The organism is Mesorhizobium sp. M1163, assembly GCF_040318415.1.
Taxonomy (GTDB): domain Bacteria; phylum Pseudomonadota; class Alphaproteobacteria; order Rhizobiales; family Rhizobiaceae; genus Mesorhizobium.
In genome coordinates this window covers 81,798-101,302 of the sequence record NZ_JAMYMF010000008.1, presented here as the reverse complement: position 1 = coordinate 101,302, position 19,505 = coordinate 81,798, and the positions used below count along the sequence as shown (strand labels likewise).

Sequence of the window (19,505 nt, the reverse complement as noted above, 5' to 3'; positions counted from 1 at the left end):
CCTGGAGCCACGGATTGGCCTGCCGTGGCGCTGCTCCGCGATGCGAATGCGCTGATAGTGGTCAGAACCGCCGATTTAAGAACTGCGGACAGGAAACGTTCTTGACCCCCATCGTCTCAAACCAGGCAGCAAGTTCCGGCATCGACAGCGCCTATGCCTGGATACGGCTCGGCGTCTCGATGCTGCTGGCAACCATAGGCGGGGTCGGCATGTGGGCGGTGGTCGTGGTGCTGCCTGCCGTGCAGGCAGAATTCGGCGTCGATCGCGCCGCTGCCTCGATGCCCTACACCGCGACCATGGTCGGCTTTGCCGCCGGCAATGTGCTGTTCGGCCGCGCCATCGACCGCATCGGGTATTGGGTCCCGGCGCTAATTGCCGCGATTACACTTGGCGCCGGCTTCCTGCTGGCGTCGCTGACCAGTTCGATCCTGCAGTTCACCCTCGTCCAGGGCCTGTTGATCGGCGTCGGCTCGTCGGCGATCTTCGGGCCGCTGATTGCCGACATCTCGCACTGGTTCAACCGGCGCCGCGGCGTTGCGGTGACGGCTGCCGCGTCCGGCAACTATCTCGCCGGAGCGATCTGGCCGACGGCGATGCCCTATGTCATGCAGACCGAAGGCTGGCGCTTCACCTATGCCGCGATCGGTGTCGTCTGCCTGGTCACCATGGTGCCGCTGATCCTGCTGCTCCGGCGCGGCGCACCGCCCCAGCCGGTTCCCGGATCGCCGGGCAGCCGCGTGGTCCAGCCGATCTCGCTGTCGCCGGCGGCCTTGCAGGCGCTGCTCATCGTCGCCGGGCTCGGCTGCTGCGTGGCGATGTCGATGCCGCAAGTCCATATCGTCGCCTATTGCATGGATCTCGGCTACGGCGTGGCACATGGCGCCGATATGCTGTCGATCATGCTGGCGGCCGGCGTCGTCAGCCGGCTTGGCTCGGGTTTCCTTGCCGATCGCATCGGCGGCGTGAAAACCCTGCTGATCGGTTCGGTGCTGCAATGCCTGTCGCTGTTGTTCTATATCCCGTTCGACGGGCTGGCCTCGCTTTATGTCGTCTCGCTGGTCTTCGGCCTGTCGCAGGGCGGCATCGTGCCCTGTTATGCGATCATCGTGCGCGAATATATGCCTGCCAAAGAGGCTGGCCAGCGCGTCGGCATCGTTATGATGGCGACCATCTTCGGCATGGCTATCGGCGGCTGGATGTCGGGCTGGATCTACGATTTGACCGGTTCGTATGCCGCCGCGTTCCTCAACGGCATTGCCTGGAACCTGCTGAACATTTTGGCCATGGCGCTGCTGCTGTGGAAGGCCCGCCGCAGCGCTGCTGTGACGGCCTGAAGCACGGCGATACGGGCACAGTCTCTCCGGCCGTCGCTTGACAATAGCCGAAGGCTGCGCGACGCCAGGCAAGGTGTGGCAACGGGTTGGCAAGGCAGCAGTGGCAAAGACCCTGAACATCGTCTCACGATCGCGTCTGGGCGGTTGCCCGGCGTCGGGACGAGTATAGTGATCAAGCCGCGCTCGCGCCGCGGCGGCGGCCGCCCGACCATCGCCGACGTCGCCCGCAAGGCCGGCGTCGGCGCCATTACCGTATCGCGCGCCTTGCGTGAGCCGGGGCGTGTCTCGGAAGATCTGCGCCGCCAGATCGAGTCTGCGGTGAACGAGCTCGGCTATGTGCCCGACCCGAACGCGCGGGCGCTGGCTTCGGCGCGCGCCGAGGTGTTTGGCGTCCTGGTACCGTCGCTTACCAACAACGTCTTTGCCGAAGTGGTGCGCGGCATCTACGACAGCCTGTCGGACGGCCCTTTCCGCATCCAGCTCGGCAACACCCACTATTCCGGCCTCGAGGAAGAGCGGCTGCTGCAGGTGTTTGGCCCGCAACGCCCGGCCGCGCTGATCGTGGCCGGCATCGACCAGACGCCAGCCTCGCGAAAACTGCTGGAAACGGCAGGCTGTCCGGTGGTGCAGGTGATGGAGACCGGGCTCGATCCGGTCGACATGATGGTCGGTTTCTCACATTTCGAGGGCGGCAAGGCGGCGGCGGAACATCTGATCGAGGCGGGCTATCGCCGGATCGGCTTCATCGGCGCGCGCATGGATCCGCGTTCGCAGCGGCGGCTTGCCGGCTATCGCGCGGCGATGGAGGCGGCCGGCCTGTTCGATCCGAGGCTCACGACCACGACGCCGGTGCCCTCCAGCGTGACACTCGGCCGCGAATTGTTCCGCGACGCGCTGGCCAAGGTGCCGAGCCTCGACGCGGTATTCTGCAACAATGACGATATCGCGCTTGGCGTGCTGTTCGAATGCCATCGCGCTTCGATCGCCGTGCCGAAGACGATCGGCATCGTCGGCTTCAACGATCTGGACATGATGGAGGTTGCTTTCCCGTCGGTGACCAGCGTTCGGACCTATCGCTACGAGATCGGCCGACGGGCTGTCGCTATGGCGCTTGCGGCTATCGAGGGCAACAGGCCGGAGCAGCGGGTCGTCGACCTCGGCTTCGAACTCAAGCGACGTGAAAGCACGGCGCGCTGAAGCGAGCTTCAACGCAATGTAAATGGCGCTTTACATAACGTCATGGTAGCGCTACCACTTTTCATAGGCGGGATTTCGCCTCGAAGAGTGGAATCTGTTTATTATACATAAGCGACAGCTCATGCTTGTTTATTATGTATAATATGATAGTTTTTTACGGGATTAGCCGGGCAATAAAGGAGGAAATCGGGTCGGCATTCGGTCACCTGAACGCGCAACGGGCATGGCGGGAGGTGCCGGGCCGGGAACGCGCAAATTCATCGACGTAACAACAAACAAACTGCAACTGGGAGGAATATCGATGATCAAGTCACTCGTTGGCGGTATCGTTGCCGCCACTGCTTTTGTCATGCTGAGCTCGTCGGCGATCGCCGAGCCTGAAATCGTCAAGGGGCCATCGGCCGAGCCTGAGTGCTTCGCACCCTGGTCGGCCGATACGCAGTTCTTCAAGTTCCCCAAAAAAGACGGCCCATACCGCATCGCTCTGGCCAACGGCTACATCGCCAACACGTGGCGCATCCAGATGGTGCAGACGGCGAAGGCCTATGCAGCGCAGCCGGAGGTCGCAGCCAAGCTCAAGGAATTCAAGGTGGTCTCGACCGGCGAAGACGTGCCGGCCCAGATTTCGGCAATCAACAATTTCATCGATTCCGGCTATGACGCGATTGTCGTCAACGCTCAGAATCCGACCGCATTCGGCCCTGTCATCAAGCGGGCCAAGGAAGCCGGCGTCGTGCTGGTCGCTTTCGACAACATCCTCGACACCAAGGATGCCATCAACGTCAATGTCGACCAGAAAGGCCTTGGCGAATTGTGGGGCAACTGGCTGGTCAAGCACGTGCCGAACGGCGGCAAGGTGCTGGAAGTGCGCGGCGTCGCCGGCACGTCCGTCGACACCGACCGTCACAACGGCATCCACGAGGTTCTCGACGCGTCCGGCAAGAAGTGGGATGTCACCGAGGTCGTCGGCAAATGGGATGACGGCGTTGCGCAAAAGGCTTCGGCCGACGCCATTGCCACCAATGGTCCCTTCGACGGCGTTACCGGGCAGGGCGGCGATACCGGCATCGTGCAGGCGATGATCGATGCCAAGCATCCGTTCGTGCCGTTCGGCGGCGAGACGGAGAATGGCTTCCGCAAATTCTGCGCCAAGTTCGCCGCTGACGGCCTGAAATGCTCGTCGGCCGGTACCGGCCCGGCCCAGGTTGCGGTTGCCATCAAGACAGCGATCGCGGCACTTGAAGGCCAGGTCGTGCCGCAAGCGGTCAAGCTGCCGCTGGCGATCGTCGAGGATCCGAACTTCAAGGCAGGCCAGGATTACTTCCCCGACCAGTCCGACAATTTCTTCGTCGGCAATTCCTTCCCGACCTGCGGCATCAATTTCACGGCGCAGGAAATCATGGGCCAGAGCAAGGAAAACCAGTAAGCTCCAACAGCCCGACGCCGCGGGAAATCCCGCGGCGTCGGCGCTCGACATCCTGATTGCCAAGCGCCTGGGGAGGGCCGATGGACGGTGCGGTTCCGCTCTTCCGCATGGAAGGCATATCCAAGCGCTATGGCGGCGTGCGGGCGCTGGAAAAGGCCGAGCTGTCGGTCACTCCAGGCAGCATCCACGCCATTCTCGGCGAGAACGGCGCCGGCAAATCGACGCTGATCAAGGTCATGGCGGGGGTCGTCGCGCCCGACGAAGGCCGCATGATGCTGGACGGAAGCGAAGTGACCTTCGCTTCGCCGGCCGCCGCCAACCAGGCCGGCATCGTGTGCATCTTCCAGGAACTGTCGCTCGTCCCCGAACTCAGCGTGGCTGACAACATCGCCATTTCCGATCCGCCCAAGCGTTTCGGCATGATCGACCGCAAGGCACAGCGCCGCGTTGCGGAAGAAGCCCTGGCTCGCGCCGGCGCCTCCGATATCCATCCACTGGCGCTGGTCAAGGATCTTCCTCTTTCAAGAAGGCAGATGGTCGAGATCGCCAAGGCACTGGCGCGCAAGCCACGCATCCTGATCCTCGACGAGGCGACCTCGGCTCTGACCGCCGCTGACGTCGCCAGGGTTTTTGCCGTGTTGAAGCGGTTGCGTTCGGAAGGGCTGGCGCTGCTCTACATATCGCACCGCATGAACGAGATCGCCGAGCTGGCCGACCAGTGCACGGTGTTCCGCAATGGCCGCAATGTCGCCAGCTATGCGGCCGGCACCAAGAGCGACAATGAGGTCGTCGAACTGATGATCGGGCGCGAATACAGCCACATCTTTCCGCCCAAGCCCGCGCGGGCGGCTGCTGCAGCCACGCCGGTTCTCGAGGCGCGCAGCCTGTCATGGACTGATCGGCTGCACGATGTCTCGCTGTCGGTCGGGGCGGGCGAGGTGGTAGGGCTTGGCGGCCTCGACGGCCAGGGCCAGCGCGAATTGCTGCTCGCCTTCTTCGGTGTGCTGCGCGGCCTGTCGGGCCAAATCCTGATCGACGGCAGGCCGGTGGCGATCGCCAGCCCGGCCGCCGCGCGCGATGACCGGATCGGCATGGCGCTGATCCCGGAGGATCGCAAGACCGAAGGCTTGATGCTGCCGATGACGGTGCGCGAAAACCTCTCCTTCGCCGCCCTTGACCGGCTGTCCAGGGCCGGCATCATCGATCGCGCCGCCGAGCAGCGGCTGATCGACGACATGGTCGGTCTTCTGGCGATCAAGACGGCCGGCCTCGACATCCCCGTCGGCGCGCTGTCCGGCGGCAACCAGCAGAAGGTCGTCATCGCCAAATGGCTGATGCGGCAGCCGCGCATCATCCTGCTCAACGATCCGACACGCGGCATCGATGTCGGGACCAAGCAGGAGCTTTACCAATTGATGCGCAAGCTTGCCGACGGCGGCGCGGCAATCCTGTTCTATTCGACCGACTATGACGAGCTGATCGGCTGCTGCGACCGGGTGCTGGTGCTCTATGACGGGGCGGTGAAGCGTGAACTGGTCGGCGCCGAAATCACCGAGCGGGCGCTGATCGCCAGCGCGCTCAACATTCACGAAGAGATGCCAAAGCAAGGAGCGGACGCGTGAAGGATTGGCGCTACTGGCTTGCCGAACAGCGCGGAACGCTGCTGGCGTTCGGCATCTTCGTCGTCATGTTCGTCATCTACACCTCGAACCATCCGGCGGGCTTCACCGCCAACGTCGTACAGACGGCTTCGAACAAGGGCGTGCTGCTCGCCTTCGTCGCCATGGCGCAGACGCTGGTGGTGATCACCGCCGGCATCGACCTCTCCGTCGGCATGATCTTCACGCTGACCAACTGCCTGGCGTCGTGGCTGGTCGTCGGCACCGGCATCGAAACCGCCTTCGGCGCCATCGCCGTGCTCGGCACCGGGCTGCTGTGCGGGGCAATCAACGGCGCCATCGTTATCTATGGGCGCCTGCAGCCGATCGTCGCCACCATCGCCACCGGCGCGGTCTATTTCGGCATCGCGCTGCTGCTGCGGCCATTTCCGGGCGGCTCGGTCAATGAGGGGCTCGCCGACGCGCTGACCGGGCGCCTGTTTGGTATTGTGCCGGCGAGCCTGGTGGCGCTGGTGGCGGTCGTGCTTGTCGTCTGGGTGCCGTTCAGCCGGTCGGTGCTCGGCCGCGCCGCTTATGCAGCCGGCTCCTCGGAGATGGCGGCCTACATGTCCGGCGTGCCGATCCGGCGTGGAAAGTTCGCCGCCTATGCGCTTGCCGGGCTGCTTGCCGCGATCGGCGGGCTGTTCCTGACGTTCTTCACCTATACCGGCGATGCGGCCTATGCGAGCGGCAACGCCTATACGCTGTTTTCGATCGCCGCGGTCGTGCTTGGCGGCGTGTCGCTGTTCGGCGGCAAGGGCAGCGCCATCGGCGCGATCTTCGGCGCGCTTGCCTTCCGCACCATCGGCGACCTGCTGTTCGTCTTCGATTTCGATCCGCTCTGGCAGCCTCTGTTCCAGGGTGTCATCCTGCTGATCGCGGTCAGCCTCGGCGCCTTTGCCCTGTTTCGGGTCCGCAACCGGCTGGAGTGGTTCCTGTGAGCGAAACGACTGTGAGTGGTCTCGCCGGCCGCATGCCGAAATTCCTTCGCCGCGCCGACCCGGCGGTGCTGACGGCGTTCGCTTGCATCGTGCTGCTGCTGTTTCTCGGCAGCCTCTATTCGCGCAGCTTCCTGTCGCCTGAATACCTGCTGCAGCAGCTCAAGGTGGCGTCGTTTCTCGGCGTCATCGCCACCGGCATGATGCTGGTCATCCTGCTCGGCCAGATCGACCTGTCGGTGCCATGGTCGGTGGCGGTCGGCGCCATGATGGCTTGTGCCGCAGCCGCATACGGCCCGGTCGGCGTGGCGTTTGCCATTCCGTTCGGCATCTTCTGCGGAGTCCTGATCGGCATCGTCAACGGCATTGGCGTCGCCTATCTGCGCATTCCCTCGATGATCATCACGCTCGCCACCAACGCCGTCGCGCAGGGGCTGATGGTGGTCTATACGGGCGGTTTCTCGCCGCAGGATTCAGCAACCGGTGCGATGCGCTATCTGGCGACCGGCTTTGCCGTTCCTGGCGTGCCCAACGCAGTTCTCATCTGGGCGCTGATCGGCGCCGCAATGGTGTTCGTGCTGACCCGCACCGGCTTCGGCCGCACCGTCTACGGCATCGGCAACCGTGAGCGTGCCGCCTATCTTTCCGGCATCGACACGCGGCGCGTGGTGATGATCGCCTTTGCGGTTTCGGGCGGGCTCTCGGCCTTCGGCGGCGTGCTGTTGGCCGGCTATGCCTCCAAGGCGGCGCAGTCGATGGGCGATGCCTATCTGCTGCCGTCGATCGCTGCCGTGGTGCTCGGCGGCACCTCGATCCTCGGCGGACGGGGCTCGTATCTCGGTACCGTCGCCGGCGTGATCCTGATCACGCTCCTGCAATCCATCCTTTCCGTCATGCAGATGCCGGAGGCGGGGCGGCAGATCATCTACGGCGTCGTCATCGTCGCTATGCTGCTGCTCTATGGCCGCGCGCCGGCAAGCCGCTGACCTGCATGACCGGGAACGACGTGTCATATAAGCCGGCGAGCACTGTTCGAACGATACCCGCCATCGTGGTGATGGGCGTTGCCGGATGCGGCAAGTCGGTCGTCGGCGACGCGCTTGCAGCAGCATTGGGCGCCCTCTTTATCGAAGGCGACAGGCTGCATCCGCCCGAAAACGTCGCGCGCATGGCGAGCGGACAACCGCTTACCGACGCGCTGCGCGAGGGCTGGCTCGACGCGATCGGCCAGCGCATGGCCGCGTCGATCGCAAGCGGGCAAGGTGTGGTCGCTGCCTGCTCGGCGCTGAAGCGCAGCTATCGCGATCGCCTGCGCGGCTTTTGCCCGGATATCGTTTTCGTCTATTTGGAGATCGACCCGGCAACGGCGATGCGGCGCGTCGGCAATCGCAAGGGCCACTTCATGCCGGCAAGCCTGGTCGACAGCCAGTTCGCCACGCTGGAGGCGCCAGCGACGGACGAGGCGGCAATAACCTTGGATGGCACGCATCCGGTCGCCGACATCGTCGCGACTGCCTTGAGCTTGCTGGCACGCTAGTTTAGCGCCTCGTTCAGTCCTGCAACTTTGGAGATTGGCTGTCATCCCTGGATTTCGCCAATCACAATGGTGAAGAGCGTAGAACTCGACGCGTGTGCTTGCATCGCTCTATGCCTCATCGCCATCGTCGAGCAAGCGGGTGGCGCGCCAGCGGGTGAGCACGAAGTTGGTCTGTTCGATGACGAAGAAGCGCGCGGAATCGCGGTCATAGCCTTCGGCCAGCAGCTTTTCGTAGTCGGTGTGCATATGGCGGATGTGGGCTATTGTTGCCAGCCATACGGCAATGCTCGGTGGCAAGGTCTTCATATGCACGGCGCCGGCATCGGCACGGATCTTTTCCATGTCGGCATAGGGCGCCAGCGGCAGGAGCGCTGTCAGTGCCTTGGCGATGGCGCGGCGGCGGCCGGTCGGGGCGCTCACTGCTCATCCGATCTGGGTGACTCGTCCCGCCCGGCCATGGTCGCCTCGGCGAAGGCATCGGTCGAAGCGAAATAGGGCTTGATGTCGATGACCGGCGTGCCGTCGAGCACGTCGATGGCGTCGAGATCGATGCGGCCGGTGTTGATGTCGACGGCAACCAGCCTGGCGACATGCAGCCCAATTGGGTTCGGCCGGGCAGGGGAGCGCAGTGAAAAGACGCCCTTCGGTTCAACTGCATGGCGGGGTTTCTGGACAATCAGTTGCCGCGGCGCATGGTGCAGCCAGGACAGGACGATCACGTGGCTGGCGCGTTCCAGCCCGAGCAGGCCATCCCGGTAGAGCGGGTCAATAACCAAGTGCGCCGGCTGTCCCGTCTCCCGCGCGGCCTTCATGTTTTTGGGGCAGGTTTCCCGTGTCGTCCACGGCGAGGCGATACGGCCGATGAAAACGACATGGCCATCCGGCGGCATCGTTGCCGGGTCGGTTTCCAGAAGCTTTTCGCCGCTGCGCGTTTCGAACATGGTTCTCGCCTCGATGCTTCCGGCTTTGCGCGATCCGCCACGCATGCGTCATTTTCTTGTCCGGAAGCGACATAGCGCTTGCAAGCCTATCAAAATCGACATAAACATATGTTTATATCTTTTTCAAAGAGAATGCTCGCATGCATGTCGCTCTCGACACGATGGTAGATACATTGAAGGCGGCGGCCGAATCCAGCCGGCTGCGCATATTGGCACTGCTGTCGCGCGGCGACCTGACCGTTTCCGATCTCACCGAAATCCTCGGCCAGTCGCAGCCGCGCGTCTCGCGCCATTTGAAATTGCTGCTGGAGGCCGGGTTGATCGGCCGCTACCAGGAGGGTTCGTGGGCCTTCTTCCGGCTTTCGGATTCCGACACGTCGCGCGATTTCGTGCTCGGGCTGGTCTCCGGCATCCGCGGCGCCGATCCGCAGGTCGAGCGTGATCTCGAACGGCTGGCCGCGGTCAAGCGCAAGCGGCAGGACCGGGCTGCCGAATATTTCTCGGTAAACGCCGCAAGCTGGGACCATATCCGCTCGCTGCACGTGCCGGACCGCGCGGTCGAAGCAGCACTCGTTAAGCTCGTCGGCAAGCGGCCGTTCCAGTCGATGCTCGATCTCGGCACCGGCACCGGACGGCTGCTCGAGATATTTTCGCCGCTCTATCGGCGCGGTGTCGGCATCGACATGTCGCGCGAGATGCTGACGGTGGCGCGCGCCAATCTCGACAAGGCCGGCGTTTCGAATGCGCAGGTGCGCCAGGGCGACATTTTTGCGCCGCCGGTCGAACGCGACGCCTTCGATCTCGTTACCATCCATCAGGTGCTGCATTATCTCGACGATCCTGCCCGCGCCGTCCGCGAGGCGGCACGGCTGTTGCGCCCGGCCGGCCGGCTGGTGATCGTCGATTTCGCGCCGCACACGCTGGAGTTTTTGCGCGACGAGCACGCGCATATGCGTCTCGGCTTCTCCGACCGGCAAATCGGCGACTGGTTTTCCGAGGCCGGCCTCGACCTTGAGGACAGCCAGGAATTCGAGCCTCGCGGCGGCAATGAGGCCAAGCTCACCGTCAAACTCTGGCTCGGCCGCGATCGGCGCATGCTGATTGCCGAGCCTTCCAACGACAGACAACCGGCCAATGCGTATCCGATAGGGGAAACCGCCTGATGAACCAGTTCCGCTTCTCCCGCCGCCCCGACATCGGCGACAAGGTCAGGGTTTCGTTCGAGTTCTTTCCGCCTAAAAACGACGAGATGGAAGCAAGGCTGTGGGATACGGTCACCCGGCTTGAGCCGCTCAAGCCGAAATTCGTTTCAGTCACCTATGGCGCCGGTGGTTCGACCCGCGAGCGCACGGCCCGCACCGTCAAGCGCATCCTCAACGAAACGACGCTGACGCCGGCGGCGCACATGACCTGCGTCGATGCGGCGCGTCACGAGGTCGATGCCGTGATCCGGGAATTCGCCGATATGGGTGTCAAGCGTTTCGTTGCCCTGCGCGGTGATCCGGCCGAGGGCGTCGGCGCGGCCTACCGGCCGCATCCGGAAGGCTATGCCAATGGCGCCGAGCTGGTTGATGCGCTGAAGGGCGCCGGCGATTTCGACATCTCGGTGTCGGCCTATCCGGAAAAGCATCCCGAAAGCCCGGATTTCGCCACCGACTTCGACATGCTGAAGCGCAAGGCCGACAATGGCGCGACGCGGGCGATCACCCAGTTCTTCTTCGACAACGATCTCTATGAGCGCTATGTCGAGCGGGCACGGCGGGCCGGCATCTACATACCGATCGTGCCGGGCATATTGCCGGTGCACAATTTCACCCAGGTCGCCAACTTCTCGGCGCGTTGCGGCGCCTTGGTGCCGGCATGGCTGGCCGAGCGCTTCGATGGGCTGCAGAACGACCCGCAAACGCATGCGCTGGTGGCGTCTGCCGTGGCGGCCGAGCAGGTGCTGGACCTTGTCGAGCGCGGCGTCGGCGATTTCCACTTCTACACGATGAACCGGGCCGATCTGGTCTTTGCCATCTGCCACATGATCGGCATCAGGTCGCACGAAGTCGAGGCAGCTGGATCGGCCGCGGCGTAAAGCGAAATGTCAAAGATCGGGGGAATGCAAAAGGCCGGGCAAAATGCCCGGCCCTTTCAATGGTTTGTAGTATTCGGTGCTGGTCTTCCCCCGCTTAGCGGCCTTATGGAAGGACGCCTATAATGAGGGCGCCGATGAATGCAAACGCAGCACAAATCATCAATGCGTTGATCGGCCTCGTCAGTCCCATGTCATAGCCTCCTCTTAAAGAGCTATGGCGAGAGTCTAGGGTCATTTGTGCCACAGGCAAGCAGAAACTTTGCTGCAATGCGACGAGATTGTGGAATTTGCGACCTGCCGTTTGCCGTTAGGCATTGAAACTCTTTGTCAAAAGCCGGCTCGGGACCTGTGAATAATTTGTGGCAAAGCCGGGGCAGTAACGAGAATGGCAGCGCTACCGCTCCAGAAATCGGATTCGATTTCGGACCGACTGAAGGTTCGGAGCGTCAGAGCGTCCTTTGCATGTCCAACCGGGTGCTGCACGCCATACGAATGCGATGGGGCAACCAGCAGCGCGTTGTGAGGATAGCCGGGACTTGCATATCCTGCCAATTGGCAGTATATTGTCTGCCAAGTGATGGAGGTCGGAATGAGTGTCGCTTATGCGGTTCGCGATCCTGCAAATCAGGCTTTGCCGGCAAATCTGGCGGATGCCTCGGCACGGGCGCGGCTCACGCCAGCGGCTGTTGCCGGCATCGTCAGGCTCGCAGACATCTGGCATCTGACCAGCACCGAGATCTGCACCTTGATCGGCGACGTATCGGAGAGAACCTGGTTCCGTATGAAGAAAGGCGAGTGGGAGGGCGTTCTCTCCCAGGATTCGCTGACACGCATCAGCGCCCTGATCGGCATCTTCAAGGGACTGCGGCTTCTGTTTTCCGAAGCGCTTGCCGATGAATGGGTGCGGTTGCCGAACAAAGGACCTCTGTATGGTGGCCGGCGCCCCCTGGACGTGATGATCGAGGGCGGCATTCCGAAGCTGCTGCAGGTTCGCCAACACATCGACGCTTTGCGTGGCGGACTTTGAATGCAGATCCCGCCGCGCGCCGACATTTCCCAGCGCGACACGATCCGGCTGATTTCGACAGGCAGGCTCAAGGAGCCGGTCCTGATGCCGTTGGCCAGGAATCATGGAGATATGGAGGACCTTGCGGAGCTTGAAGGAGCCACCAGCGGCCGTCTTCAGGCGCAGCAAGGGGGATTGCCCGACCTCGATCCGCGCGAACTGGTCTTCGGGAGGCCGGGCTACACCTTCATCAATGCGGCGTTCGCTTACACCCGTCCGGGCGGCAATCGTTTCAACGATGATGCCAGGGGCGTCTGGTACTGTGCGTTCGATGCGGAAACCGCGCTCGGCGAGGTCTCGTTTCATCTGACGCGCGAGCTTGCTGCGATCGAACGGTTCGAAAACGTTACCGACTATGCGGAGCTCGTTGCCGACTTCATAGGCTCGTTTCACGATCTGCGCGGCGCTGAGTTCAGCAAGGACCCGGTGCTCGATCCGGATACTGCCTTAGCCTATCCTGCCGGGCAGGCGCTGGCGAAGCAACTCCGCAAGCAAGACGCCGCGACCGGTTTTGTCTATCCTTCCGTGAGACATGTTGGCGGGACCTGCCTTGCCGCCTTCCATCCAGATCTCGTTCAGAATCTCCGGCAAGGCGGTCTCTGGCGTCTGGAATGGCAGGGTTCATCTGTTCCGGCGATCACGCCCATATAGCGCCATCTCTAACGCCGCCCGAACAGGCGACCGTCGATGGTGACGAGGCCAAGCGCAATCAGCGCCATGCCGCCCAATTCGAACAGTTCGAGCCGCTCGCCCAGGAACAGGAAGCCGAGCAGGATGGCACTGGCCGGCACGATGAGCGTGACCAGCGAGGCGTTGGTGGCGCCGGCCGAGGCGACAAGGTTGAAATAGAGGATATAGGCGAAGGCGGTCGACAGCAGCGCCAGCGCCAGCACCGCCGCCCAGACCGGCGGCGAAGCCGAGAACAGATTGGCGGTCCCGTAGGTGAACAGAACGACCGGGATCATGATGATGGTCGAGCAAGTCAATTGTCCGGTGGCAATGACCGGTGACGGCACACCCTTGAAGCGGCGGGCAATCATCAGCGCAACCGCATAGGATAGTGACGCTCCGATGAGCGCGAATTTCGCCCAGACCGGGCCGCCGAGCCCGGCGACGAGGCCGGGACCGATCATCACCGCCGTTCCCGCGATACCGAGGGCGATGCCGGCAAGCTTGTTCCAGGACAGCTTTTCGTCGCTGGTCAGGGCGTTGGCGAGGATCAGCGTCCAGAACGGCGTCGTCGAATTGAGCACCGAGGCGACGCCGGCGCCAAGCTCGGTCTGGCCGGCAAAGATCAGCGAGAAAGGGATGACATTGTTGGCGAGCGCCAGCAGGAAGAACAGGCCGGCATGCGGCAAAGCGAGGCGAAAGGATGGGCCGCGAACCGCAAGATAGAGCTGAAGTGCCGCCGCCGCGATGGTGACGCGGAACAGCACCAGCACCAGCGGAGGAAGTTCCGCCACCGCAATGCGGGCAAAGAAGAACGAACCGCCCCAGATGGCGCCGAGCAGCAGAAGCTGCGCCCAGTCCTTGAGCACCATCGGCCCGCGCATCGTGGTGGTGGCAGCTATCGCCATTGGTCGTCCTCCCAGACGAGATGCCTTGCTCTTCAGGCGTCTGTTCACGCCATACCCGATCCGGCCGCAAGGGCCACCCGAAACCTGAGCGATGGCCTAGCTCGCCCATAACCGGCGTACAGAAAGGCGTAGCGCCGCGAAGCCGGGGCGGCGAGACATAGAATTGTTTTCATTAGCCGCTAGCTTGGATTAATTGTGCGCAGCCTCAGTCAAGGGATTCGTCCATGCAGCGATTCGAAAATGCCCGCGAGGCAGCGCTGGCGCTGCGCCCGGACGATCCGATCTATTGCTTCCGCCCGCAGGTGCTGAAGGCGGACGCCAAACAGTTCATGGGCATGTTTCCCGGCAAGACCGCCTATGCGGTCAAGACCAATGGCGAGCAGATCGTGCTCAAAGCACTGGTCGAGGCCGGCGTCAGCGCCTTCGATGTGGCCTCGCCCGGCGAATTCGCTGCCGTGCGCGCCGTCTCGCCGGACGCCGAGATGCTCTACATGCACCCGGTCAAGGCGCAGTCGGACATCAGGCTGGCGCTGGAAAAGTACGCCATTCGCGTCATTTCGCTCGACCATGAGGACGAGATCACCAAGCTGACCAGGGTGGTGCGGGCGCTCGACATCGATCCGGGCGCGATCACCGTGTTCGTGCGCATCCAGACGAAAGGCTCGGCGGCCTACGAACTGTCGAAGAAGTTCGGCGCCGGACCGGCCAATGCGGTGGAACTCGCCGAACGGCTGAACCGAACCGGCTACAAGGTCGGGCTGTGCTTTCACGTCGGCAGCCAGATCGAGGATCCCGACACCTATGAGCGGGCGCTGGCTTCGGCCGACTGGGTGCGCAACCGCGTCGGTTTCGACATTGCCGGGCTCGATGTCGGCGGCGGCTTTCCGGCCGAATATGGCCATGACCCGAACAGCCGCAAGCCGGAGATGCCGTCGCTCGGCCAGATCATGTCGCGATTATCGGGCGACCTCCAGGAGTACCAATTCGACCAGATGCCGCTGGTGGCCGAGCCCGGCCGGGTGATCGTGGCGCGCTGCCTGTCGCTGATCGTGCGCGTGCTGCTGCGCAAGGGCAAAAGGCTCTACATCAATGACGGCATCTGGGCGTCGCTGTCGGATTCATGGACCGGCAAGATCACGCTGCCGGCGCGCTTCATCCCCGATCCGGCGATCCGCTCGCGCAATGGCGAGGACAAGACCATCGTGCCCTTCAAGGTCTGCGGCGCGACCTGCGATTCCGTCGATATATTGTCGCGGCCGTTCTGGCTGCCCGAAACCGTCGATACCGGCGACTGGATAGAGATCGGCCATATCGGCGCCTACTCGCTGTCGCTCAGGACACGGTTCAACGGCTTCTATCCCGACACCTTCGTCGAGGTGGCAACGCCATTCGACGAAGGCGACGCGCCGCAAGGGTTCGCCAGCCTCGAGACGATGGCGGATTAGTGAATAGTGAATAGTGAATAGTGAATAGTGAATAGTGAATAGTGAATAGTGAATAGTGAATAGTAGTAGCTCTTGTGCTCTGCGCGGCTCAGGTGTTGTTCTTTTCACCATTCACCATTCACCATTCACCATTCACCATTCACCATTCACCATTCAGTCAGGCTACTCCGCCGCCGGCCTGGATGTTCTCGCCGGTCAGCCAGCGAGCTTCGTCCGAAGCCAGGAAAACCGCGACATCGGCGACGTCGCGCGGCCCTCCGATCCGGCCGAAGGGCGACATGCCGGCGGCCACGGCCCGGTCCCGCTCCGGAAGCAGGTCGGTGTCGGTGAAGCCTGGCGAAAGCGCATTCACGGTAACGGCGCGCGGGCCGAGTTCGCGCGAGAGGACGCGGACGAACTGCTCGACGGCTCCCTTACTGCCGAGATAAAGCGCCGTGTGCGTGAAGAACATCTTCGTTCCACCGGTGGAGACGGCAATGATGCGGCCACCGTCGCGAACGCGGCGCGCCGCTTCCTGAAGCGTGAAGAAGGTGCCCTTGGCATTGGCCCCGAACACATGATCGAAGTCCGCTTCGGTGGCCTCGACGAGCGGCTTTATGACGGCGACGCCGACATTGGCTACGACGATGTCAATCGGCCCCATCTGCCGTTCGGTTTCGTCGAACAACTTGCGAATGTCGGGGATGCTGGAGACGTCCGCCTGGATGGCGACGGCTTTTCCGCCAATCCCTTCAATGGCGGCAACGACTTCCCTGGCTGCTTTCTCGTTGCCGACATAGTTGACGACCACGGCAGCACCCTTGGCCGCGAGCCCCTCGGCGATGGCGCGTCCGATGCCGCGCGAGCTGCCGGTCACAAGTGCGGTCTTGCCTTCGAGTGGACGATGCATGGCTGTTCCTTCGTCTGGCTACGGCCGTCTCGATCGAGCGGCGTTCCGGGGAAAAGCTAGGGGCATGCTATTGCTCAGAGAATAGCCTATTATCTAACTGACTTGTTAAGCCTGAGGTACATAATGCGAGGAAGCGAGTTTTCCGAACTCACGGCATTTGCAGCAATCATCGAAGAGGGAAGCTTTGTCCGCGCCGCGGCCAAGCTCAGGATTTCGCCTCCAGCACTCAGCCAGACGATACGTGGGCTGGAAGAGCGTCTCGGTATCCGCCTGCTTAACCGCACCACGCGCAGCATGTCGCCGACCGCTGAGGGCGAGAAGCTGTTTGCCCGCATCGCACCGGCATTCGGCGAACTGGAAGGCGCCGTCGCGGACGCGCATGCATCACGCGGCCGGCCAGCAGGCTCGCTGCGCATCAATGTTCCGCGCATCGCCGCCACGCGTTTCATCGCGCCGATCCTCGGCGATTTCCGCCGCGCCTATCCCGATATCGCCCTCACAATCATTGTCGACGACATGCTCACCGACATCGTCGAGGGCCGCTTCGATGCTGGAATCAGACTGGGTGAGCGGCTGCACAAGGATATGGTGGCTGTGAAGCTCAGCGAGGAGCTCGAGATGGCTGCAGTGGCGGCGCCGAGGTATCTGCAGCATCACCCGATACCCCGTCACCCCGCGGACCTGCATCAGCACCAGTGCATCAATTTCCAGTGGCCGAGCGGCGGCAATCTCTACCGGTGGGAGTTCGCCCGAGGCCAACGTGCCCTGGAAGTGGCCGTCAGCGGTGGCCTGACGGTCAACGATACGGACCTGATGATCGGGGCGGTTCTGGATGGGGTCGGCGTGGCGTACATGCTGGAATACCAGGTCCGGCCGTGGATCGAAGCGGGAAAGCTCATCCGCTTTCTCGAAGCCTGGTCGCCGAGATTTCCGGGTTTTTATCTATATCACGCAAGTTCCCGGCAGGTTCCCGCGCCGCTGCGAGCCTTCATCGATTTCTTGCTTGCCAGGCGGTGATGTGAATAGTGAATAGTGAATAGTAGTAGCTCTGGTGTTCAGTGCGGCTCCGGTGCTATTCTTTTCACCATTCACCATTCACCGCCCTCACAGCCTCGCCAGCAGCTCGAGCGTCGGCCAGCCGTCGACCGGCAGGCCGAGCCGCATCTGCTCCTTGCGGATCGCCTCGCGGGTGTTGGTGCCTAGGATGCCGTCGACGGTACCGACGTCATAACCTTTCGCCTCGAGCTTGGTCTGCAGCGCCTTCATCTCGTCGCCGTTGAGGCCGGGTTCCGGGTTGCGCGGATCGAATCGCGGCGCGCCCCCCAGCCGGGCGGCAAGATTTGCCGCGGTCAGGGCATAGGTGAAGGACTGGTTCCACTCGAGATAGACGTCGAAATTGTCGTAGGTCAGGAAGGCTGGCCCCTTGCGGCCCATGGGCAGCGCCAGGCCGGCCTTCAGGCCGTTGTCGAGAAGCGGCGTGCCGTCTGGCCTGGTAACGCCCCACTGGGTCCATTGCGTCAACGGCAGCTTGTTGGTGCGCCCCGTCTGCTCCCACGGCAAATCGTAGGGCACACGGACTTCCTCGATCCAAGGCTGGTCGCGCTTCCAGCCGCGCGACTGGATCTTGCTGGCCGTGCTCATGATCACATCCGGCGCGCTACCGCGCAGGTCGATCAGGCCATCGCCGTCGCCGTCGACGCCGTGGCCGAGATAGTCGGAAGGCAACATCTGCGTCTGGCCGATCTCGCCGGCCCAGGCACCGGTCACGTCGGCCGGCACCACGCCGCGATCGATCAGCATCAGCAGCGGCACGATCTGCGGCCGGAACAACTGCGGGCGGCGGCAGTCATGCGAGAGGCTCACTAGAGCGTTCAGCGTATGAAAATCGCCTTGCACGGCGCCAAAATCGGTTTCCAGGGCCCAGAAAGCGGCGATGACGGGCGCCTGGACGCCGAATTCGCGATCGGCGCGGGCAAAGATCTCGGCATATTTTTGCAGATTGGCCGCACCTTGCTTCAGCCGGTGGGACGAGATCATGCGGTTCGAGAATTCGATGAAGGTCTGGGTGAAGACGCCCTGGGCGCGGTCGCGTGCCAGCGCCTTCTCATCGAGGGTGGCGTTTTCCAGCGCATCAAGGCCGGCAGCGCCGACGCCGGCCGCCCTGGCCTCCGCCGCCACGCCCTGCTTCCATGCCTCGAAATCGCCGCCGCATTGCTGTGCCGCGGCCGGCACGGCGGTCAGGAGCAGCGCCGCGAGAATTCCAAAACGCGATCGCATCGCCATCCTTCCGAGAAGATTACCAGCGGTTGCGGGTATTCGTCATTGGCTGTGTCGAAAAGCAGGCGGCAGGCCTGGTGTCAACGGGTGTTCTGCCGCAACCACTTCTTCCAGGCGGCTTCGGAGCCGTTGAAGACGTTGATGTCGGCGTTTCCGGCCATGCCCGGCACGACGCCCGTTCCGGTATACTGCCAGAAGGTGAATGGATGGCTGCCGTATTTCTGGCGCGGGTGCCCGGCGACGGAGCGCAGCCAGTAGGGGTAGCCCCGGAAACCCGATAGACCATTATCTTCGAAGAAGTCGACCGACGTGTAGATGATCGGCTTCTTGCCGTAGTGTTTTTCGACGATTTTGAGGAATGTGCTCATCTCGCTGCGTACCGTGGCGGAATCTGGCCGCAGCTTGCAGGTCGGCGATTTCGGGTTCCATTCCATGTCGAGAACGGGCGGCATCGCCGAACTGTCTTTGGGCACGTTCTGGATGAACCAGCGCGCCTGGGTAGCGGCCGGCGTGCAAAAGTAGAAGAAATGATAGGCGGCACGGGGGATACCCGAGGCCTTCGTGCGACTCCAATGCTCGTTGAAAGCTTCATCGAACCGGTCTCCGCCTTCGGTAGCCTTGATAAAGGCAAAGGAGATGCCGCTGGCCCTGGCCGCCGGCCAGTCGATCGATGTCTGGTATTTGGAGACGTCGGTGCCGTGGACGGCGTAGCTCCACGGTGCGCCGCTATCCCATTCATGCGGGTCGGAATCGGCAAAACGGGGCGCGCGTACCGCAACCGTCGGGGCGCTGGACGACGACAGCGATGGCGTCAGATCATCGACCGTCGAGCAGGCACCAAGCAGCATCAGCGTGATGAGGACCGCGAAACGGCGCATCGCTACTTCCCGAGCCGGTTTCAGCCGGCCGCTGATGGGTCTTTCCGCGCGTGGCCCCTCGACCGGGCGCGACGCGTTTGAAACTGACTTACGCGAAGCGCCTGGATCTTCGTTTCATGCATTCCCAAACCGTTGCGCAGTTTGGGACACATGCATGCAAGCCCAGCCGGACGATCACCCCACAGAATCGCCCAGTCCCTCGTGATCGCCGATCATGGTTGATATTCGGTTGACGGCGCTCGACAAGAGCCGCGATTTTGCC

General features: G+C 63.0%; 19 protein-coding genes. 13 read left to right on the top strand and 6 right to left on the bottom strand.

Annotation, left to right across the window (positions count from 1 at the left end):
- Positions 1-101: 101 nt before the first annotated feature.
- The 7 genes from NKH43_RS10205 to NKH43_RS10175 all read left to right on the top strand — a co-directional run bounded on the left by NKH43_RS10205 (position 102) and on the right by NKH43_RS10175 (position 8,090).
- Entirely contained in the window at positions 102-1,334 is a 1,233-nt protein-coding gene (locus tag NKH43_RS10205) for an MFS transporter (protein ID WP_352857943.1), read from the top strand.
- A gap of 168 nt (positions 1,335-1,502) precedes the next feature.
- A complete protein-coding gene (gntR, locus tag NKH43_RS10200) occupies positions 1,503-2,531 on the top strand; it encodes an HTH-type transcriptional regulator GntR (RefSeq protein WP_352857940.1) in 1,029 nt (342 codons plus the stop codon).
- A 301-nt stretch (positions 2,532-2,832) separates the two neighbouring features.
- A complete protein-coding gene (locus NKH43_RS10195; RefSeq protein WP_352589840.1) occupies positions 2,833-3,957 on the top strand; it encodes a sugar ABC transporter substrate-binding protein in 1,125 nt (374 codons plus the stop codon).
- An 80-nt stretch (positions 3,958-4,037) separates the two neighbouring features.
- A complete protein-coding gene (locus NKH43_RS10190; RefSeq protein WP_023721233.1) occupies positions 4,038-5,579 on the top strand; it encodes a sugar ABC transporter ATP-binding protein in 1,542 nt (513 codons plus the stop codon).
- Complete coding sequence (locus NKH43_RS10185) at positions 5,576-6,556, top strand: ABC transporter permease (RefSeq protein WP_352857937.1); 981 nt, start codon at positions 5,576-5,578, stop codon at positions 6,554-6,556. Before NKH43_RS10190 ends, NKH43_RS10185 begins: the two co-directional genes overlap by 4 nt.
- The gene (locus NKH43_RS10180; protein ID WP_352857935.1) at positions 6,553-7,539 is read left to right on the top strand and encodes an ABC transporter permease; all 987 of its coding nucleotides are present in this window, start codon (positions 6,553-6,555) and stop codon (positions 7,537-7,539) included. The genes NKH43_RS10185 and NKH43_RS10180 overlap by 4 nt, the downstream gene beginning before the upstream one ends.
- A 5-nt stretch (positions 7,540-7,544) precedes the next feature.
- A complete protein-coding gene (locus NKH43_RS10175) occupies positions 7,545-8,090 on the top strand; it encodes a gluconokinase (RefSeq protein WP_352857933.1) in 546 nt (181 codons plus the stop codon).
- Between the two features lie 108 nt (positions 8,091-8,198).
- Here the strand turns inward: NKH43_RS10175 and NKH43_RS10170 are convergent, their stop codons facing one another.
- Together NKH43_RS10170 and tsaA are read right to left on the bottom strand one after the other, a co-directional pair.
- Positions 8,199-8,510, bottom strand: a complete 312-nt coding sequence (locus NKH43_RS10170) for a DUF2293 domain-containing protein (protein ID WP_352857930.1) — start codon at positions 8,508-8,510, stop codon at positions 8,199-8,201.
- The gene (tsaA, locus tag NKH43_RS10165) at positions 8,507-9,031 is read right to left on the bottom strand and encodes a tRNA (N6-threonylcarbamoyladenosine(37)-N6)-methyltransferase TrmO (RefSeq protein WP_352857928.1); all 525 of its coding nucleotides are present in this window, start codon (positions 9,029-9,031) and stop codon (positions 8,507-8,509) included. Before tsaA ends, NKH43_RS10170 begins: the two co-directional genes overlap by 4 nt.
- Before the next feature lie 140 nt (positions 9,032-9,171).
- Between tsaA and NKH43_RS10160 the strand changes: the two genes are divergently transcribed.
- The 4 genes from NKH43_RS10160 to NKH43_RS10145 all read left to right on the top strand — a co-directional run bounded on the left by NKH43_RS10160 (position 9,172) and on the right by NKH43_RS10145 (position 12,828).
- Entirely contained in the window at positions 9,172-10,194 is a 1,023-nt protein-coding gene (locus tag NKH43_RS10160) for an ArsR/SmtB family transcription factor (protein ID WP_352857925.1), read from the top strand.
- A complete protein-coding gene (metF, locus tag NKH43_RS10155; protein ID WP_023676795.1) occupies positions 10,194-11,111 on the top strand; it encodes a methylenetetrahydrofolate reductase [NAD(P)H] in 918 nt (305 codons plus the stop codon). The genes NKH43_RS10160 and metF overlap by 1 nt, the downstream gene beginning before the upstream one ends.
- 589 nt (positions 11,112-11,700) lie before the next feature.
- A complete protein-coding gene (locus tag NKH43_RS10150; RefSeq protein WP_023676794.1) occupies positions 11,701-12,138 on the top strand; it encodes an MbcA/ParS/Xre antitoxin family protein in 438 nt (145 codons plus the stop codon).
- A gap of 111 nt (positions 12,139-12,249) precedes the next feature.
- Entirely contained in the window at positions 12,250-12,828 is a 579-nt protein-coding gene (locus tag NKH43_RS10145; protein WP_352857923.1) for an RES family NAD+ phosphorylase, read from the top strand.
- Between the two features lie 8 nt (positions 12,829-12,836).
- On the opposite strand, the gene NKH43_RS10140 is transcribed toward NKH43_RS10145, so the two are convergent.
- On the bottom strand, positions 12,837-13,754 hold the full coding sequence (locus tag NKH43_RS10140) for a DMT family transporter (protein ID WP_023721224.1): 918 nt from the start codon (positions 13,752-13,754) through the stop codon (positions 12,837-12,839).
- 224 nt (positions 13,755-13,978) lie between these two features.
- Here NKH43_RS10140 and NKH43_RS10135 point away from each other — a divergent pair, with 224 nt between their 5' ends.
- Positions 13,979-15,199, top strand: coding sequence for an alanine racemase (locus tag NKH43_RS10135; RefSeq protein WP_352857920.1), 1,221 nt, complete (start codon positions 13,979-13,981; stop codon positions 15,197-15,199).
- A 157-nt stretch (positions 15,200-15,356) separates the two neighbouring features.
- On the opposite strand, the gene NKH43_RS10130 is transcribed toward NKH43_RS10135, so the two are convergent.
- Complete coding sequence (locus tag NKH43_RS10130) at positions 15,357-16,088, bottom strand: SDR family oxidoreductase (RefSeq protein WP_023721222.1); 732 nt, start codon at positions 16,086-16,088, stop codon at positions 15,357-15,359.
- 123 nt (positions 16,089-16,211) lie between these two features.
- On the opposite strand from NKH43_RS10130, the gene NKH43_RS10125 reads away from it, so the two are divergent.
- Complete coding sequence (locus NKH43_RS10125) at positions 16,212-17,105, top strand: LysR family transcriptional regulator (RefSeq protein WP_352481552.1); 894 nt, start codon at positions 16,212-16,214, stop codon at positions 17,103-17,105.
- An 87-nt stretch (positions 17,106-17,192) separates the two neighbouring features.
- Here NKH43_RS10125 and NKH43_RS10120 read toward each other — a convergent pair whose 3' ends face one another.
- The gene (locus NKH43_RS10120) at positions 17,193-18,365 is read right to left on the bottom strand and encodes a lytic murein transglycosylase (RefSeq protein ID WP_352857917.1); all 1,173 of its coding nucleotides are present in this window, start codon (positions 18,363-18,365) and stop codon (positions 17,193-17,195) included.
- 80 nt (positions 18,366-18,445) lie between these two features.
- On the bottom strand, positions 18,446-19,243 hold the full coding sequence (locus tag NKH43_RS10115; protein WP_352481550.1) for a glycoside hydrolase family 25 protein: 798 nt from the start codon (positions 19,241-19,243) through the stop codon (positions 18,446-18,448).
- Between the last annotated feature and the right edge of the window lie 262 nt (positions 19,244-19,505).

Bases quoted from the DNA above. Each gene is read 5' to 3' on its own strand.
- NKH43_RS10140 (WP_023721224.1), bottom strand. From the start codon at position 13,754: ATGGCGATAGCTGCCACCACCACGATGCGCGGGCCGATGGTGCTCAAG.
- NKH43_RS10145 (WP_352857923.1), top strand. From the start codon at position 12,250: ATGGAGGACCTTGCGGAGCTTGAAGGAGCCACCAGCGGCCGTCTTCAG.
- NKH43_RS10130 (WP_023721222.1), bottom strand. From the start codon at position 16,088: ATGCATCGTCCACTCGAAGGCAAGACCGCACTTGTGACCGGCAGCTCG.
- metF (WP_023676795.1), top strand. From the start codon at position 10,194: ATGAACCAGTTCCGCTTCTCCCGCCGCCCCGACATCGGCGACAAGGTC.
- NKH43_RS10190 (WP_023721233.1), top strand. From the start codon at position 4,038: ATGGACGGTGCGGTTCCGCTCTTCCGCATGGAAGGCATATCCAAGCGC.
- NKH43_RS10115 (WP_352481550.1), bottom strand. From the start codon at position 19,243: ATGCGCCGTTTCGCGGTCCTCATCACGCTGATGCTGCTTGGTGCCTGC.
- NKH43_RS10195 (WP_352589840.1), top strand. From the start codon at position 2,833: ATGATCAAGTCACTCGTTGGCGGTATCGTTGCCGCCACTGCTTTTGTC.
- NKH43_RS10125 (WP_352481552.1), top strand. From the start codon at position 16,212: ATGCGAGGAAGCGAGTTTTCCGAACTCACGGCATTTGCAGCAATCATC.
- NKH43_RS10120 (WP_352857917.1), bottom strand. From the start codon at position 18,365: ATGCGATCGCGTTTTGGAATTCTCGCGGCGCTGCTCCTGACCGCCGTG.
- tsaA (WP_352857928.1), bottom strand. From the start codon at position 9,031: ATGTTCGAAACGCGCAGCGGCGAAAAGCTTCTGGAAACCGACCCGGCA.
- NKH43_RS10175 (WP_352857933.1), top strand. From the start codon at position 7,545: ATGACCGGGAACGACGTGTCATATAAGCCGGCGAGCACTGTTCGAACG.
- NKH43_RS10135 (WP_352857920.1), top strand. From the start codon at position 13,979: ATGCAGCGATTCGAAAATGCCCGCGAGGCAGCGCTGGCGCTGCGCCCG.
- NKH43_RS10160 (WP_352857925.1), top strand. From the start codon at position 9,172: ATGCATGTCGCTCTCGACACGATGGTAGATACATTGAAGGCGGCGGCC.
- NKH43_RS10150 (WP_023676794.1), top strand. From the start codon at position 11,701: ATGAGTGTCGCTTATGCGGTTCGCGATCCTGCAAATCAGGCTTTGCCG.